General features: G+C 72.0%; 12 protein-coding genes and 2 pseudogenes. 2 read left to right on the top strand and 12 right to left on the bottom strand.

Going from position 1 to position 14,529, the window contains the following annotated elements:
• Positions 1-427 (top strand): RICIN domain-containing protein (locus GWI24_RS27800; RefSeq protein ID WP_210948646.1); only part of this gene is annotated, 427 nt, incomplete at its 5' end.
• Between the two features lie 15 nt (positions 428-442).
• On the opposite strand, the pseudogene GWI24_RS27795 reads toward GWI24_RS27800, so the two are convergent.
• From GWI24_RS27795 to speB, 9 genes and pseudogenes are all read right to left on the bottom strand, one after another.
• Positions 443-1,193 (bottom strand): annotated as a pseudogene (locus GWI24_RS27795) (class I SAM-dependent methyltransferase).
• 272 nt (positions 1,194-1,465) lie between these two features.
• A pseudogene (locus GWI24_RS27790) lies at positions 1,466-2,416 on the bottom strand (PHB depolymerase family esterase); the annotation flags it as partial.
• A gap of 69 nt (positions 2,417-2,485) precedes the next feature.
• The gene (locus GWI24_RS27785) at positions 2,486-3,250 is read right to left on the bottom strand and encodes an SGNH/GDSL hydrolase family protein (RefSeq protein ID WP_210948645.1); all 765 of its coding nucleotides are present in this window, start codon (positions 3,248-3,250) and stop codon (positions 2,486-2,488) included.
• 150 nt (positions 3,251-3,400) lie between these two features.
• On the bottom strand, positions 3,401-3,913 hold the full coding sequence (locus GWI24_RS27780) for a GNAT family N-acetyltransferase (protein WP_210948644.1): 513 nt from the start codon (positions 3,911-3,913) through the stop codon (positions 3,401-3,403).
• 93 nt (positions 3,914-4,006) lie between these two features.
• Positions 4,007-5,455: a gamma-aminobutyraldehyde dehydrogenase gene (locus GWI24_RS27775; protein WP_210948643.1), complete on the bottom strand. Its 1,449-nt coding sequence runs from the start codon at positions 5,453-5,455 to the stop codon at positions 4,007-4,009.
• A complete protein-coding gene (locus GWI24_RS27770) occupies positions 5,452-5,895 on the bottom strand; it encodes a nuclear transport factor 2 family protein (protein ID WP_210948642.1) in 444 nt (147 codons plus the stop codon). The genes GWI24_RS27775 and GWI24_RS27770 overlap by 4 nt, the downstream gene beginning before the upstream one ends.
• A gap of 26 nt (positions 5,896-5,921) precedes the next feature.
• Positions 5,922-6,578: a cyclase family protein gene (locus GWI24_RS27765; protein ID WP_308344091.1), complete on the bottom strand. Its 657-nt coding sequence runs from the start codon at positions 6,576-6,578 to the stop codon at positions 5,922-5,924.
• Positions 6,575-8,116, bottom strand: a complete 1,542-nt coding sequence (locus tag GWI24_RS27760) for a cytosine permease (protein WP_210948641.1) — start codon at positions 8,114-8,116, stop codon at positions 6,575-6,577. Before GWI24_RS27760 ends, GWI24_RS27765 begins: the two co-directional genes overlap by 4 nt.
• Positions 8,109-9,071, bottom strand: a complete 963-nt coding sequence (speB, locus tag GWI24_RS27755) for an agmatinase (RefSeq protein ID WP_164426990.1) — start codon at positions 9,069-9,071, stop codon at positions 8,109-8,111. Before speB ends, GWI24_RS27760 begins: the two co-directional genes overlap by 8 nt.
• Positions 9,072-9,181: 110 nt before the next feature.
• Here speB and GWI24_RS27750 point away from each other — a divergent pair, with 110 nt between their 5' ends.
• Positions 9,182-10,642 carry a PucR family transcriptional regulator gene (locus tag GWI24_RS27750; RefSeq protein ID WP_308344088.1) on the top strand — a complete coding sequence of 487 codons (1,461 nt, stop codon included), beginning with the start codon at positions 9,182-9,184 and terminating at the stop codon, positions 10,640-10,642.
• 26 nt (positions 10,643-10,668) lie between these two features.
• Here GWI24_RS27750 and GWI24_RS27745 read toward each other — a convergent pair whose 3' ends face one another.
• From GWI24_RS27745 to GWI24_RS27735, 3 genes are all read right to left on the bottom strand, one after another.
• Positions 10,669-11,475, bottom strand: a complete 807-nt coding sequence (locus tag GWI24_RS27745; RefSeq protein ID WP_374103350.1) for a methyltransferase — start codon at positions 11,473-11,475, stop codon at positions 10,669-10,671.
• Positions 11,472-13,076 (bottom strand): PucR family transcriptional regulator ligand-binding domain-containing protein, encoded by a 1,605-nt coding sequence (locus GWI24_RS27740; protein ID WP_210948639.1) that lies wholly within the window; start codon positions 13,074-13,076, stop codon positions 11,472-11,474. Before GWI24_RS27740 ends, GWI24_RS27745 begins: the two co-directional genes overlap by 4 nt.
• Before the next feature lie 96 nt (positions 13,077-13,172).
• A partial coding sequence (locus GWI24_RS27735) for an FAD-binding oxidoreductase (protein ID WP_210948638.1) occupies positions 13,173-14,529 on the bottom strand: 1,357 nt, incomplete at its 5' end.

Raw genomic sequence — 14,529 nt, 5'->3', positions numbered from 1 at the left:
CGCCGCCTCCGGGCTCTGTCTGGACATCCGCGACCAGCGGTTGGAGAAGCGCGCGGACGCCATCCTGGCCCAGTGCAGCGGGAGCGACACCCAGCGGTGGCGGCTGGACCCGGAGGGGCTGCTGCACACCGAGGCCGATCCCGACTTCTGTCTGGACTCGCGCGGGGACACCGGCCGGGGTGTCGGCATCTGGCCGTGCTCGTCCGCCGACGGCGACAACGGCGAGAACCTGCGGTTCGCGATCGACCGCGACGGGGTGATCCGCCCTCATATCGCACCCGGCTTCGCCGTCACCCCGGACGGCGACGACCCCGACAGCGAGGTCGAGCTGCGCTCGGCCGAGGACCGCAACGACCAGCGGTGGAACGCCGGCCTCGGGGATGCCTCGGCCGATGTGTCGGTGTCGGGCCCCGCTCCGGCACGCTGACCGTCAGCGGCGCCCTCAGTCCGCAGTGCTCCCCGCCCCCGTCGGACGACGGAAGAGGGCCGTCCACAGGAACGGCTCCCCGAAGAGCGGGGAGCCGGACGGCTCGTCGTGCATACGGCGCAGCTCGATCTCGGTCAGCTCGGAGAAGATCCAGCGCAGGGAATCCGGTGTGTAGGCGAGGCCACCGTGGAGGGCGGACTGGTGGTAGAAGTCCGCGTCGGGGAGTTCGGAACCCATGGCGCCCGCCGCGAAGCAGGTGAGGGCGAGATGGCCGCCGGGGGCCAGGGCACGCTCAAGGAGCGCGAGGTAGCTGATCCGGCGGTGCGGTGGCAGATGGTGGAAGCAGCCGGAGTCGCAGATCAGGTCGTACGGCCCGGCCAACTCGCCGCTGGTGAGGGCGAAGGCGTCGCCGCGGTGGAACCGGATCTCGGCCCCGGCCTCACGGGCGCTCCTCGGCCCAGGAGATGGCCGTGGGCGAGAGGTCGACGGCGTCCACCGTGAAGCCCCGGGAAGCGAGGTGGAGGGCGTTACGGCCGGGGCCGCACCCCAGGTCGAGGGCCCGGCCCCGGGCGATCAGGCCACGGTCGAGATAGGACACCAGGTGCTCATCGGGCTTCGCCACGAAGAATGGCACGGCCTTGGAGCGGTCCGCGTAGAAACCGTCCCACCACGAGGCACCGTCGGCCGTCCAGCGGTCGGCTCCCGGTGCGAAGAGGCCGTCCAGGAGCCTCAAGACGTCGTCCACCGTGCGTATGTTCCGGTCCACGCGCTCCCCTTTCCCGAGGGGTGAAACATAGCCACGGGTCCGGCGAAATACCAGCTCAGAGGGCATGCGGCAAGGGCGCGGACGGGCGTCGGCGGGGCCGGGGGCGAGGCGGCGGAGGAGTTGTCCGCGGCCGTGGCCACCGGCCGCACACGTGCCCGCGGAAGGCCGCCAAGGGGCCGGTTCCGGCGGCCCCGAGGCGCCTTTCTCATCATGGTGCCGACCGGTTCTTCGTGTCGGCTCGTTCTTCGTTTTTTCGGCCCGTCAGCGGGTCATCCGGCGTCCAGGCCGAAGAAGGTGATGGCCCGTGCGGCCATCCCGGCGGTCGGGAGGGAGTGTCCGGTGCCCTGAACGCTGATCGCCTCGACGGGGGCCTGGTTGCCCGTGGCGCCGTAACGGGTGCGGGTCCAGGAGGACTGCGGATGATCCGTGAAGACGGGGGTCTGGCTCACCCCGAGCACATTGGTCCACTGCTTGATCTCCTCGCCGAAGTTCGGATAGCGCAGGGTGCCGTCCGCGGTGCCGTGCCACAGCTGCATCCTCGGCCTGGCGCCCTGGTAACCGGGGTAGGCCCCGCGCGCGAGATCGCCCCACGCCTGCGGTGTCTTGGTGATGGTGCCGTTGGCGCAGGCGGTGTTCCAGCCGGATCCGTCGGTGGTGGCGAAACAGCCGAAGGGCACGCCCGCGAAGGCCGCGCCCGCCTTGAACACATCCGGGTAGTCGCCCAGCAGGACGTTGGTCATCATGGCGCCCGACGAGGCGCCGGTGACGTACACCCGGTTGGGATCGGCGTTGTGGCGCTGCTGGGCGTAGCGGACCATCGAGACGATGCCCACCGGGTCGCTGCCGCCGTCGTGCCGCAGCGCCTGCGGGGAGGAGACGTCGAAGCAGGCGCCGCTTCTGGTGGCGGAGGGGTAGATGACGATGAAGCCGTACCGGTCGGCCAGGGAGGCGAACTCGGTACCGGAGTAGAACGCGGGCCCCGAGCCCGTGCAGTAGTGCACCGCCACGAGGACCGCGGGCCGTGCCGCGACGTTGTCCGGCACGTACTCGTACATGCGGAGGTTGCTCGGGTTGTTGCCGAAGCCCGTGACCTCGGTGAGCGAGGCGGCCGCCGCGGGTGACGGTGCCAGCAGGAACAGTGTGGCGAGCAGCGGCAGTACGCCGCCGAGTAACGCCGCGGCCATCGACCTCGGTGTCCTTGGGCGGCGCCCGGGCGTGCGCATGGTTTCCGCGGAGGCGGGGGTGTGGTTCATATGACGGTCCTTCCTGGGCTGTGACGGTGAAGGGGCGGCTCATGCCGCCCGTGCGGCCGACCCGTTACCACGCGCCCCGGACCCGGTGGTGGCGAGCGTGGGGTTGCCGATGCTGCCCGGCACCGACCGCAGCGCCCGCCACCAGACGTCGGCCATCTTGTCGTAGCCACCGGCGTTGGGGTGCACCCCGTCGGCCAGGTCCGCGGGCGTCAATGCGCTGTACATGTCAACCAGATGGACGCGCTTGCCCGCGTTGACCTTGCTCTGCACGATGCCGGGGATCGCCGCGTTGTACGCCCGCACGGTCGAGTCCAGGAAGCCCAGCGGGGTGATGGTGGCGACGAAGAGCTCCGCGTTCGGCGCCTGGGCGGTGATGTGGTCGATCAGGGTGGAGAGCCTGGCCGGCGCCCCGGCGGGGTTGCTGCCATAGATGTCGTTGGTCCCGATGTGCAGCAGGATCGTGTGCGGGTTCTGGGTGCGCAGCCAGTTCACGACGTTGTCGTCGATCTGCTGGATCGTCCAGCCGGAGTGGCCCTCGTGGTCGTGATCGCCAAGGCCGGACGGGCCGTTGAAGAGCGAGCCGACGAAGTCGACCTTGTAACGGCCCGCTGTGAGCTTCTGCCACAGGCCGACGCGGTAACCGCCAGGGACGTTGAACCCGTCGGTGATCGAGTCGCCCAGCGGCATGACCTTCACCCCGCCGTTGGACTCGGCGTGGGCCGGGCCGGCGCCCAGCGGGACGAGAACGGCGAGGAACGCGAGTAAGGGGATCAGGACGGCGAGCGGATGTCTGGTGCGTGCCATGCGCTTTCCTTTCGGCGGTCCATGAGGTTCGGTCCGTGGCGCCCGCGGAACGGTACGGACGCCCTGGTCGTGGAACACATCATGGGAGCCATGGGAGCGCTCCCATACTGGTGTAGAGCAGCGCACCACCACCGTCAAGCCCTCTCGTCCTCAGGGATGAACGGCGATCTGTCGGCGGAAGCACACCCGGTGCTGCCCGGGGCCGTCGTAATCGCCGTGCACGGGAAGGCCGTTGACCTGACGGTCGCCCTCCTCGAGCATGAACCCCATGGCCCGGTGGAAGGCCACGGACCCGGTGTTCAGGGGCGAGGTGATGGCGTGCACCTCACGGCGGCCCGCCTCGGCGGCGCGCTGGAAGAACGCCGTGTAGAGCCTGCGGCCCACGCCCTGCCCGCGCAGCTCGGGCGCCACCCCGACGAAGTGGATATACGCCTCGTGGTCGTTGTCCGCGGCGTGGAAGCCCACGAGGAACGCCTTGATGCCGTCGCCGTCCTCCAGCACCAGGCTGGTGCCGGAGAAGAACTGCAGAAACAGCCTGGGCAGCAGCATGGAAAGCTCACGCGCCTGGCCGGGGGTGCGTGAGTCGCCCCACCACTCCCGCACGCACTCGACGATCGTCCCGTGGTCGGAGACTTGGGCCCGGCGCAGTGTCATCTCGCTCATGGCGCACCAGGCTACGCACGTACGGCACCGGGTGTGTCATCACCGCGCCGGGTCGGCGGCGCGGTGATGACAGGCCGGAGTGGCGGCGGTTGTTCAGAGGGCCGTCATGACGTGCTTGACGCGGGTGTAGTCCTCGAAGCCGTACGCCGAGAGGTCCTTGCCGTAGCCGGACTTCTTGTAGCCACCGTGCGGCATCTCGGCGGCGAGGATCATATGGGTGTTGATCCAGACGCAGCCGAAGTCCAGGGTCTTGGACATCCGCATCGCGCGGGCGTGGTCCTTGGTCCACACCGAGGACGCCAGCGCGTACTCCACGCCGTTGGCGTACGCGACAGCCTCCGCCTCGTCGCGGAAGGACTGTACGGTGATGACCGGCCCGAAGACCTCGTTCTGGATGATCTCGTCGTCCTGCTTGAGCCCGGAGACCACGGTGGGCGCGTAGAAGAAGCCCTTGTCACCGACCCGGTGGCCACCCGTCTCAACGGTGGCGTGCGCGGGCAGCCGGTCGATGAAGCCGGTGACCTGGGCCAGTTGGCCGGCGTTGTTCAACGGCCCGTACAGCACGTCCTCGTCGTCGATGCCACCGCCGGTCCTGATCGCGGCGGCGGCCTTGGCGAGCGCGCCCACGAACGCGTCGTGGATGGACTCGTGGACCAGGACTCGCGTGGCCGCGGTGCAGTCCTGTCCCGCGTTGAAGAATCCGGCGAGGGAGATACCCTCGACGGCCGCCGCGATATCGGCGTCCTCGAAGACCACCGCCGGGGCCTTGCCACCCAGTTCCAGATGGACCCGCTTGATGTCCTTCGCCGCCGACGCGGCGACCTGCATGCCCGCACGCACCGAGCCGGTGATGGCCGCCATCGCCGGGGTGGGGTGCTCGACCATCAGCCGGCCGGTCTCGCGATCGCCGCACACTACGTTGAAGATGCCGGCCGGGAGGCCCATCTCGTCGAGGATGTCGCCGATGATGCCCGCGAGCAGCACGGTGGAGGCGGGAGTGGTGTCCGACGGCTTGAGGACGACGGTGTTGCCCGCGGCGAGGGCCGGGGCGAACTTCCAGACGCCCATCATCAGCGGGTAGTTCCACGGCGCGACCTGGGCGCACACCCCGATCGGCTCCCGCCGGATGATCGAGGTCAGGCCCTCCATGTACTCGCCCGCCGACCGGCCCTCCAGCAGACGCGCGGCTCCGGCGAAGAACCGGATCTGGTCGACGATCGGGGCGATCTCCTCGGTGAGGGTGAGGGCGCGCGGCTTTCCGGTGTTGCGGCACTCCGCCTCCGCGATCTCCTCCGCCCGGGCCTCGACCGCGTCCGCGATCTTCAGCAGCAGCTTCTGCCGGGTGGACGGGGTGGCGTCGCGCCAGGCGGGGAAGGCCGCGGCGGCGGCGGCCATCGCGGCGTCGACGTCGGCGGCGCCGGACCGGGGCGAGGTGGCGTACACCTCGCCGGTGACGGGGTCGGTGACCTCCAGGCGGCGGCCATCGGCCGCGTCGGTGTACTCGCCGTCGATGTGGTTGCGCAGTACGAGAAGCTCGCTCATCGTTCCGTTTCCGTGATCGTGGCCGTGGTCGTGGCCGTGGCCGTGGCCGTCGTCGTGCCGGGCGCTGCCGAGAGGTGTTCGTGCACGGCCAGCCAGTGGCCGTGGGCCTGACGGCGGAAGACGATGGTCTCGCGCTCGTGGGTGGTCTCCGCACCGGCCGTGGTGCTCACCGTGGTCTCCACCAGGTGGGTGAACACCGCGGTGTCGCCGAGGAGCTGGACCAGCCGGTCGGTGGAGGTGCAGGACAGGACGCGGAAGTCGTCCTCCGCGACCCAGCGGTCCCACAGGGCCCGGTAGTCCGCGGTGGAGCTGAGGCGTTCGGAGGTGGTGTGGAAGACGAATGTGGCGTCGGGCGCGAACGCCGCGAAGTAGTCGTCGAGGCGGCCTTCGCCGAACGCCGCCACCAGGGCGTCGGCGGCCCGCAGAACCTCGTCGTTCATGGGGTGGTGCTCCTTGCGTGGGTGGTTCAGCCGACGCGGGCCACGGCCCGAACCGGGGCGCCGTCGGCAGCGGGGAGCCGCAGCGGCAGCAGGGAGACCTCGATGGGCTCTCCCGCCGTCTGCGCGTCGAGCAGGGGGTCCAGACCGGTGAGGTTCTCGGCGATGACGGCGTGGGCGCCGCACAGGATCCGATGGGCGGGGAGTTCGTCGGCGGGGGTGGCATCGACGCTCAGCGCGTCGATGCCGACGGTGCAAATCCCGGTGTCCACCAGGAGTTCGGCGGCCGCCGGGGTGAGATACGGATGGGCGAGGTAGTCGTCGTGGCCCCAGTGCCGCGACCAGCCGGTGGCCACCAGCACGATGGCCCCGGCCCGCAGCCGGCCCTCGAACAGGGACGGCCCGAGCGGTGTCCGGGGCTCCGCGCCACGGGCGTCCACCACCACCGCCCGGCCCCAGAATCGCTCCAGGGGCAGCCGGTCCAGGGTGGGCAGCGCGTCGTCGATGTGGAACGGGGCGTCGACATGGGTGCCGGACTGCGACCCCATGTCCAGGTGCAGCACGTTCACCCCGTCGGCGGCGACGCTCAGCGCGGGGGCGATGGCCACCCGCGGGTCGCCGGGGTAGACCGGCATGCCCGTGGCTACGGGTACGGAGAGGTCGATGAGGCGCACGGTGGCTCTCACGCCCCTTCCGCCACCGCGGGCACGGGCGCACCGGCCTCCGTGGTGATCGGCGGTACGGGCGCGTCCGAGGCGCGGACCAGCCGCGGCCCCTCCGGCCCGTACACCTCGCGCGGCTCGGGGAAGAGCCACAGCAGCGCCAGATAGAGGAGCGAGGCGGTGGCGAGGCCCACCGGCAGCGAGATGTCCGCGCCGTCGGCCAGTTCGCCGCACGGCCCGACGAACTGGCCGGGGACGTTGACGAAGAGCAGGGCGAGCACCGCCGCGGTGAGCCAGGCGCCCATGCCACGCCAGTTCCAGCCGTGGTGGAACCAGTAGCGGCCGCCGCGCTGGCGCCGGTTGAACACCTGGAGCGAATCGGGGTCGTACCAGCCGCGCCGGGTCACATAGCCGAGCACCATGATGACCATCCAGGGGGCGGTACAGGTGATGATCAGCGTGGCGAAGGTGGAGATGGACTGGGACAGATTGGCGGCGAACCGGCCGAGGAAGATGAACCCGATCGACATCACCCCGACGAACAGCGTGGCCTGCACCCGGCTGAACCGGGTGAACACGCTGGAGAAGTCCAGGCCGGTGCCGTAGAGCGAGGTGGTGCCGGTGGACATGCCGCCGATGAGGGCGAGCAGACACACCGGCAGGAAGTACCAGCCGGGCGAGATGGCCAGCAGTCCGCCGACGTAGTTCGGCGCGCCCGCGTCCATGTACGGTGCGGCCTTCTTGGCGATGATCGAGGCGGTGGCCAGGCCGAAGAAGAACGGCAGGAGGGTGGCGATCTGCGAGGCGAACGCCGCCGTGACGACCTTGCGGCGCGAGGTGTCGGCGGGGATGTAGCGCGCCCAGTCGCCGAGGAAGGCGCCGAAGGACACCGGGTTGGACAGCACGATCAGGGCGGAGCCGATGAACGCGGGCCAGAACCCGGCCGTGGACGCCGAGGGGAACGCCCCCTGGTAGCCGGGGTCGAAGTCCCCCGCGAAGGCGAAGAAGCCGAGGACGAACAGCGTCGAGGCCGCCACCACCGCGATCTTGTTGACGAAGAGCATGAACCGGAAGCCGTACACGCACACCGTCAGCACCAGCAGCGCGAAGACGCCGTAGGCGAGGGCGAACACCCCGTCGTTCTGGTCCACGCCCATCAGCCGGTGGGCGCCGCCGACCAGCGCGTCACCGGAGGACCACACCGAGATGGAGAAGAACGCGATGGCGGTGAGCAGCGACAGGAACGAGCCGACGATCCGCCCGTGCACCCCCAGGTGTGCCGAGGACGAGACCGCGTTGTTGGTGCCGTTGCACGGGCCGAACACCGCGAGCGGGGCGAGGATCAGGGAGCCGCCCACCACGCCGAGCACGGTGGCCGCCAGGCCCTGCCAGAAGGAGAGCCCGAAGAGGATCGGAAAGGCGCCGAGCACACAGGTGGCGAAGGTGTTGGCGCCACCGAACGCGACGCGGAACAGGTCGAAGGGGGTCGCGCTGCGGTCCGCGTCCGGGATGCGCTCGACCCCGTAGCTCTCGACCTCGGTCAGTGCCGGGGATTCACTCATCGGTCTTCTCCCGCTTCCCTTGGAGTGCGAGCAGGCTGATCAGGTCGTAGGCGACGTGGGAGGCCGCGACCGAGGTGATCTCGGCGTGGTCGTAGGCGGGCGCCACCTCCACCACATCAGCGCCGATCAGACGGCATCCGGCCAGTCCGCGCAGGATCTCCAGGAGCTCGCGCGAGGTCAGGCCGCCCGCCTCGGGGGTGCCGGTGCCGGGGGCGTGGGCCGGGTCGAGGCAGTCGATGTCGATGGAGATGTACAGCGGCCGGTCGCCGATGCGCTGGCGCAGCTGGTCGGCCACCTCGTCGGCGCCGCGCCGGTAGACATCGGCGGAGGTGACGATGCCGAAGCCCAGCTTCTCGTCCTCGGTGAGGTCCTGTTTGCCGTACAGCGGGCCGCGGGTGCCGACGTGCGAGAGGGCGGAGGTGTCGACGATGCCCTCCTCCACGGCCCGGCGGAACGGGGTGCCGTGGGTGTGCTCGGCGCCGAAGTAGGTGTCCCAGGTGTCCAGGTGGGCGTCGAAGTGGAGCACCGCGACCGGGCCGTGCCGCCGCGCGGCGGCGCGCAGCAGCGGGAGCGCGATGGTGTGGTCGCCGCCGATGGTGACCAGGCGGGTTCCTTCGGCCTGGAGGCTGCCCGCGGCGTCCTGGATGGTCTCGATGGCCTCGCCGATGTCGAAGGGGTTGACGGCGATGTCACCGGCGTCGGCCACCTGCTGGGTGGCGAACGGGGACACGTCCAGGCCCGGGTGGTAGGGGCGCAGCAGCCGGCTGGCCTCGCGGACCGCGGCGGGCCCGAAGCGGGCGCCGGGCCGGTAGGAGACACCGCCGTCGAACGGGACGCCCACCACCGCCACGTCGGCCCCCGCGACCTCGTCGAGGCGGGGCAGCCTGGCGAAGGTGGCCGGGCCGGCGAAGCGCGGGACCCGGGAGGAGTCGACGGGCCCTCGGGGTTCGGTCATGGTGTTGCAGTCCCTTCTTGACGTGCGCCGGTGGGGTCCGGTCGAGCGAGTCTGCACAGCGGAGGAACCGCGCGACAATCGTTGCTGAGACAAAGAGTTAGGCTCAATTTGTGGTGAACGACAAAGAGCAGGGTGTGACGGTCGACGATCTGCTGTCGTATCCGGCCCTGCAGCTGCGGTTGATCGCGGGTGGCGCGGGGCTGCACCGCTCGGTGTCCTGGGCGCATGTGAGCGAGCTGGACGACCCCACGCCCTGGCTGCTCGGCTCCGAGATGATCATGACGACGGGGATAGCGATGCCCCGCTCGGCGGCCGGGCAGCGCGCCTATCTGGAGCGGCTGGACGACGCCGGGGTGGCCGCCCTGGCGGTCTCCGCCCAGCTGCGGATGCCCCCGCTGCGCCGCGCGTTCTTCGACGCCGCCGAGGAGCGGGGGATGCCGGTCCTGGAGATCCCGCTGGCCGTGCCGTTCATGGCGGTGGCGCAGGAGGTGGCCGCCGCCGTCCAGGAGGACGCCCGCCACCGGCTGGGCGCCCAGCTGCAGGTGTTCGGCGCGCTGCGCTGGCTGACCTCGGAGAACCTGGACACCGCGACGCTGTTCGGCCGGCTGGAGAAGCTGTCCGGTTACGACATCTATCTGTGCACCACCCAGGGCCGGCCGCTGCTGCCGGGTGTGCCCGCACCCGACGCGTCGGTGATCCCCGGTTCGGCGGACGCCCCGCCGACCATCCCCGGTGGCTTCGCCCTCCCGGTCCCCTCCCCCGGTGGCCCGGCGGGCTTCCTCATCGCCTTCGAACGGGAGGGCGCGCGCCCGGCGGGGCTCGCCGTGGTGCAGCACATCGCCACGGTGGCCGCCCTCCAGCTCGCCATGGTCCGCACCGAGCGCGAGACACTGCGCCGCGAGGGCGCGGAGATCCTCGCCGAGCTGCTGCAGGGCGCGCTCGAACCCGCGGTGGCGCGGCGCCATCTGCTGCGCCACTCCATCGAGGGCGAGACCGTACTGGCGGTGGTCAGGGGCGTCACCGAGGATGCCGTGCTGCGGGCGCTGGAGGATCAGCCGTGTCTGCTGCTCAAGCGCGGTGAGGACCGCTATCTGCTCGGCTCGCCCGATCTGGGTGAGGCGGTCGAGTCCCTGCCGGGTGTGGCCGCCGGGATGAGCCGCCCGTTCAGCCCCGGCTCCCCGCTGCGGATCGCCCAGCGCGAGGCGTTGTGGGCGGCGTCCCACGCCGTCGCGTCCGGCCGTGCCCTCGTGCGGTACGGCGACGATGTCACCGGCCGCTGGCTGCCCGACGACCCGGCCGCGCTCACCGATCTGGTCGAGCATGTGCTGGGCGAGGCGCTGCGCTACGACACCGGCCACGGCTCACGGCTGCTGACGTCGGTGCGCACCTGGATGGAGCGCGACCGCCGTACGGACGAGGCGGCCGCGGCGCTCCATGTGCACCCCAATACGCTCGCCTACCGGCTGCGCCGCTTCCATGAGCTGACCGGCCGCGATCTGTCCACGACCGGCGCGTTCGCCGAGGTCTGGCTGGCGATCCGGGCGGCGAGCCGGCTCGGTCTGCTCGACTGAGTGCGGCTCCTCGGGACGTTCGGCGCTCAGCGCGGGCGCCGGCCCCAGCAGGTGATGAGCGGGGCGGTGGTGACGTCCATGCCCTCGCCGCGCAGATGGTCCAGATGGCGCTCGAGCTCCTCCTCGGTGGCCAAGCCGCCCGCCACCAGCTGCCCGCGCAGCTGACGCACGGTGGCCGCCTCCAGCTCCCGGCAGGCCGGGGAGGTCAGCGGGAAGCAGCCCTCGGCACGTACGTCGTGCAGCCCGGCGCCGCGCAGCAGGGCGGGCAGGGTGCGGCCGAAGGCGAGGTCCACACCGCGCTCGGCGAGCAGCGCGCGGAACCCACGGCGGATCCGGTTGGCCAGCTCCTCGGCCGGGCCGCGCTCATCGGGGCAGGCCAGGGGCTGGAGCGCCGGGTCGGCGTCCTCCACCACCAGCCATCCGCCCGGCCGCACCGCCCCGGCCATCCGCCGCAGCGCCTCGGCCCGGTCGGGCAGATGCACCAGCACCAGCCGGACGTGGACGAGGTCGAAGCCGTCGCCCGGCGGCTCGTCGCGGGCCACGTCATGGCGCCGCACCTCGATCGGTCCGGTGGCCGGGCCGGACAGCTCCGTGAGCCAGGAGGTGTCGATGTCGGTCACCAGCACCTGCCCGGTGGGCCTGATCCGCTCGGCGAGGGCGGTGGGCACCGAGGGCCCGCCCGCTCCCACCTCCCAGCAGCGCCATCCGGCGGCCAGGCCGAGCTGGTCGAGGTGGTCCAGGGTCCAGGGGTCGAAGAGCTCGGCCAGCGCGTCGAAGCGCCGACCGGCCTCGCGCTGCCGGTTGTCCAGCAGATAGCCGGTGTCGGATGTCATGCGCCCCATCCTCCCGCGCCGGCCGCCGTCAGCGTGTCCAGGGCGGTGACGGCCACATGGAGCTGGGTGCGCTGCACACCGGACTCCAGGTCGCGGCCGAGGAGCCGTTCGATGGTGTGCAGCCGCTGGTAGAACGCCTGGCGGGACAGGCCGATCTGTTTGGCGGCGATGGACTTGTTGCCCGCGGCGAGGTAGTGGCGCAGCGTGGTCAGCAGATCGCCCGCGTGGCGCTCGTCGTACTCGATCAGCCTGCCCAGCTGGTGCTCGACGTACCTTTGCACACGGATGTCGTCGCGGAGCGCGTACAGCAGCTCGGGCAGTCCGACATCGGAGGGCACGTGGAACGGCCGGTGCGGGGTGCCCGGGCCGATGGCGTCCACCACCTCCTCGGCCTCCCGGAACGCCCTCGCCACCTGGTCGATCTCGGTCACCCCCGGTCCGACCGCCACCACCGCCGGCGCGCCCAGTGTCTCCTCGGTGAGCCGGCTGACCCGCTCCACCACGGGCTGCCAGGCGCTGGCCCGGGCCAGGGCGAGCAGCACCCCGGTCCGGTCCGGGGAGAGCCGCCCCACCAGGGCCCGGATGCCGGAGCCCTGCAGGGCGTCGGCGAGCCGGTCGTCCAGGCCCGTCTCGTCGGCGGTGGCGCCGTGGTGGCCGATGGCGAGGGCGATGAGGCGGTGGCCGACGACCGGTATGCCGAGGGCCTCGACGCGGATGCGTGCCTCGGTGCGGCCGCGGTAGGTCCAGCGCAGCAGCTCCAGCAGCGCGCAGGTGTGGGCCTGGCGGTCCCACTGGGTGTGGCCGATCAGCCGGGCGAGGGTGAGGGCGGTGGCGGCGCGTCCCAGGATCATGGTGTGTTCCGGGTCGGCCGCTGGGGCGGCCGCGTTCGGCACCGCCACCAGCCGCCCCCAGCGCCGGCCGTTGTGCTCGACGGGGGCCACCAGCCAGCCCTCCGGTCCGCTGGCCTGCGTGGTGTCGGGGGTCGGCGTGGCGCGGGAGCGGCGCTGCCATGCCTCCAGGACCTGGCCGGCCGTGCCGCCCGCCGTACAGGAGAACACCGCGTGGTGCAGCAGGTTCTCCAGGACCACCGGGCGGCCCATCAGATCGGCGGCGGCGCGCACCAGTTCCTTCGGCTCGGCGTTGCGCAGCGTCAGCCCGGTGAAGATCTCATGCACCTGCTGGGAGCGGCGCAGCAGCTCGCCCTGTGCGTCGAGGATCAGCGCGTGGACGGTCTGGGTCACCTCGATGAAGCGGATGCCACGGGACAGGACGATCAGGGGGAGGTCCCGGGCGCGGCAGGCGGCCACCAGGTCCGGTGGCACCTGCTGGTAGCGGCGGCCGAGCTCCACCACGAGTCCCGCGGCGCCGATGTCGGCCAGCTGGTCCACATAGCCGCGCAGCCGGCTGGGGTCGTTGGGCTGGGGCATGCCGGTGGTCAGTACGAGCTCGCCGCCTTCGAGGAACGAGGCGGGGTCGAGCAGCTCGGTGACGTGCACCCAGCGGACCGCACGGGCCAGCTGCTCCTCACCGGCCATCACACGGGGAAGTCCCGCGACGATGACGGGAAGACGCAGGACGTCGGCAACCGTGAGCAACGGCATCTGGACGGGCTCCCTCCGGATACCGCTCATCATCGCAGAGCCGGGCCGCCGCGCCCAGGGCCGTCGGACCGGGCCCGGGCGCGGCGGCACCCGGCCTCACGGGCGGCGTGCGATGAGGTCGGCGATGGTGGCGATGGGTGAGGTACGGACACGTCCGCCCGCCTCGTGGCGGTCGGCGAGGCGGTAGGCGGTGTACAGGCCGCGCACCCCCAGCCAGCGGAACGGCTCGGGCTCCCAGGTGCCGGGGGCGTGGCCGGTCCACGGCAGCCGGGTGAGCCGGGTGTCGCGGGCCAGGACCAGATCGGTGAGGGTGCGGGCGGCCAGGTTGGTGGAGGTGACTCCGTGGCCGACGTACCCACCGGCCCAGCCGAGCCCGGTGGCCCGGTCCAGGCCGACCGTGGCGGACCAGTCGCGGGGCACGGCCAGCACCCCGCACCAGGCGTGGCCCACCCGGGCCCCGGCCGTCTGCGGCAGCATCCGCTCCAGGGTCCGGGTGAGCTGGCCGATCGTGCGCTCGCCGACCCGCCCCTCGTGGTCGGTGCGCGAGCCGAAGCGGTAGGGCACCCCGCGTCCGCCGATCGCGATCCGGTCGTCGGCGGTGCGCTGGGCGTACATATGGCCGTGGGCGGTGTCCCCGAGGGTCTCCCGGCCCTCCCAGCCGATCTCCCGCCAGATCCGGGCGGGCAGCGGCTCGGTGACGATCATGGAGCTGTTCATGGGCAGCCAGGTGCGCCGCTGCCCCTTGAGGGACGCGGTGAACCCCTCGGTGGCCCGGAGCACGACGGGGGCCCGTACGGTGCCGTGCGCGGTGATCGCACGGCCCGGTTCGATGGCGGTGACCGGGGACTTCTCATGGATGGTGACACCGAGCCGTTCGACGGTGTCGGCGAGGCCGCGGACCAGGGCGGCCGGTTGCAACCGGGCGCAGTGCGGGGTGAAGGCGGCGGCGGTGACCCCGTCGATACGGATGCGCGCCGCGGATTCGGCGGGGGTGAGCAGCACCGAGTCGGCCACCCCCCACTCATGGTCCTGCTCGACCTTGTGGCGCAGCCGGGTGGCCTGGGCGGGGGTGCGGGCGACGCGCAGGGTGCCGCCCTTGACGATGCCCGCGTCGATGCCCTCGCGGGCCGCCACGTCGATCACCTCGTCCACCGCCTCGTTCATGGCCCGCTGCCAGTCCAGGACCGCGGGTTTGCCGTAGGCCCTGGCCATCCGGTCGCGGGCGCCCGGGATCAGCCCGGAGGCCCAGCCGCCGTTACGGCCCGAGGCGCCGAATCCGGCGAACTCGGCCTCCAGGACGGTGATCCGGAGACCGGGGTCGGCGTGTTTGAGGTAGTACGCGGTCCACAGCCCGGTCAGTCCGGCGCCGACGACGCACACATCCGCGTCGCGGTCGCCGGGCAACGCCGGGCGGGGGGTGGGGAGTTCGGCGAACCAGTGGGCGACGCGGCCG

Origin of the sequence: Streptomyces sp. MK37H, assembly GCF_018035285.1 — a bacterium.
GTDB lineage: Bacteria > Actinomycetota > Actinomycetes > Streptomycetales > Streptomycetaceae > Streptomyces > Streptomyces endocoffeicus.
This window is presented reverse-complemented; position numbering and strand designations above follow the sequence as displayed.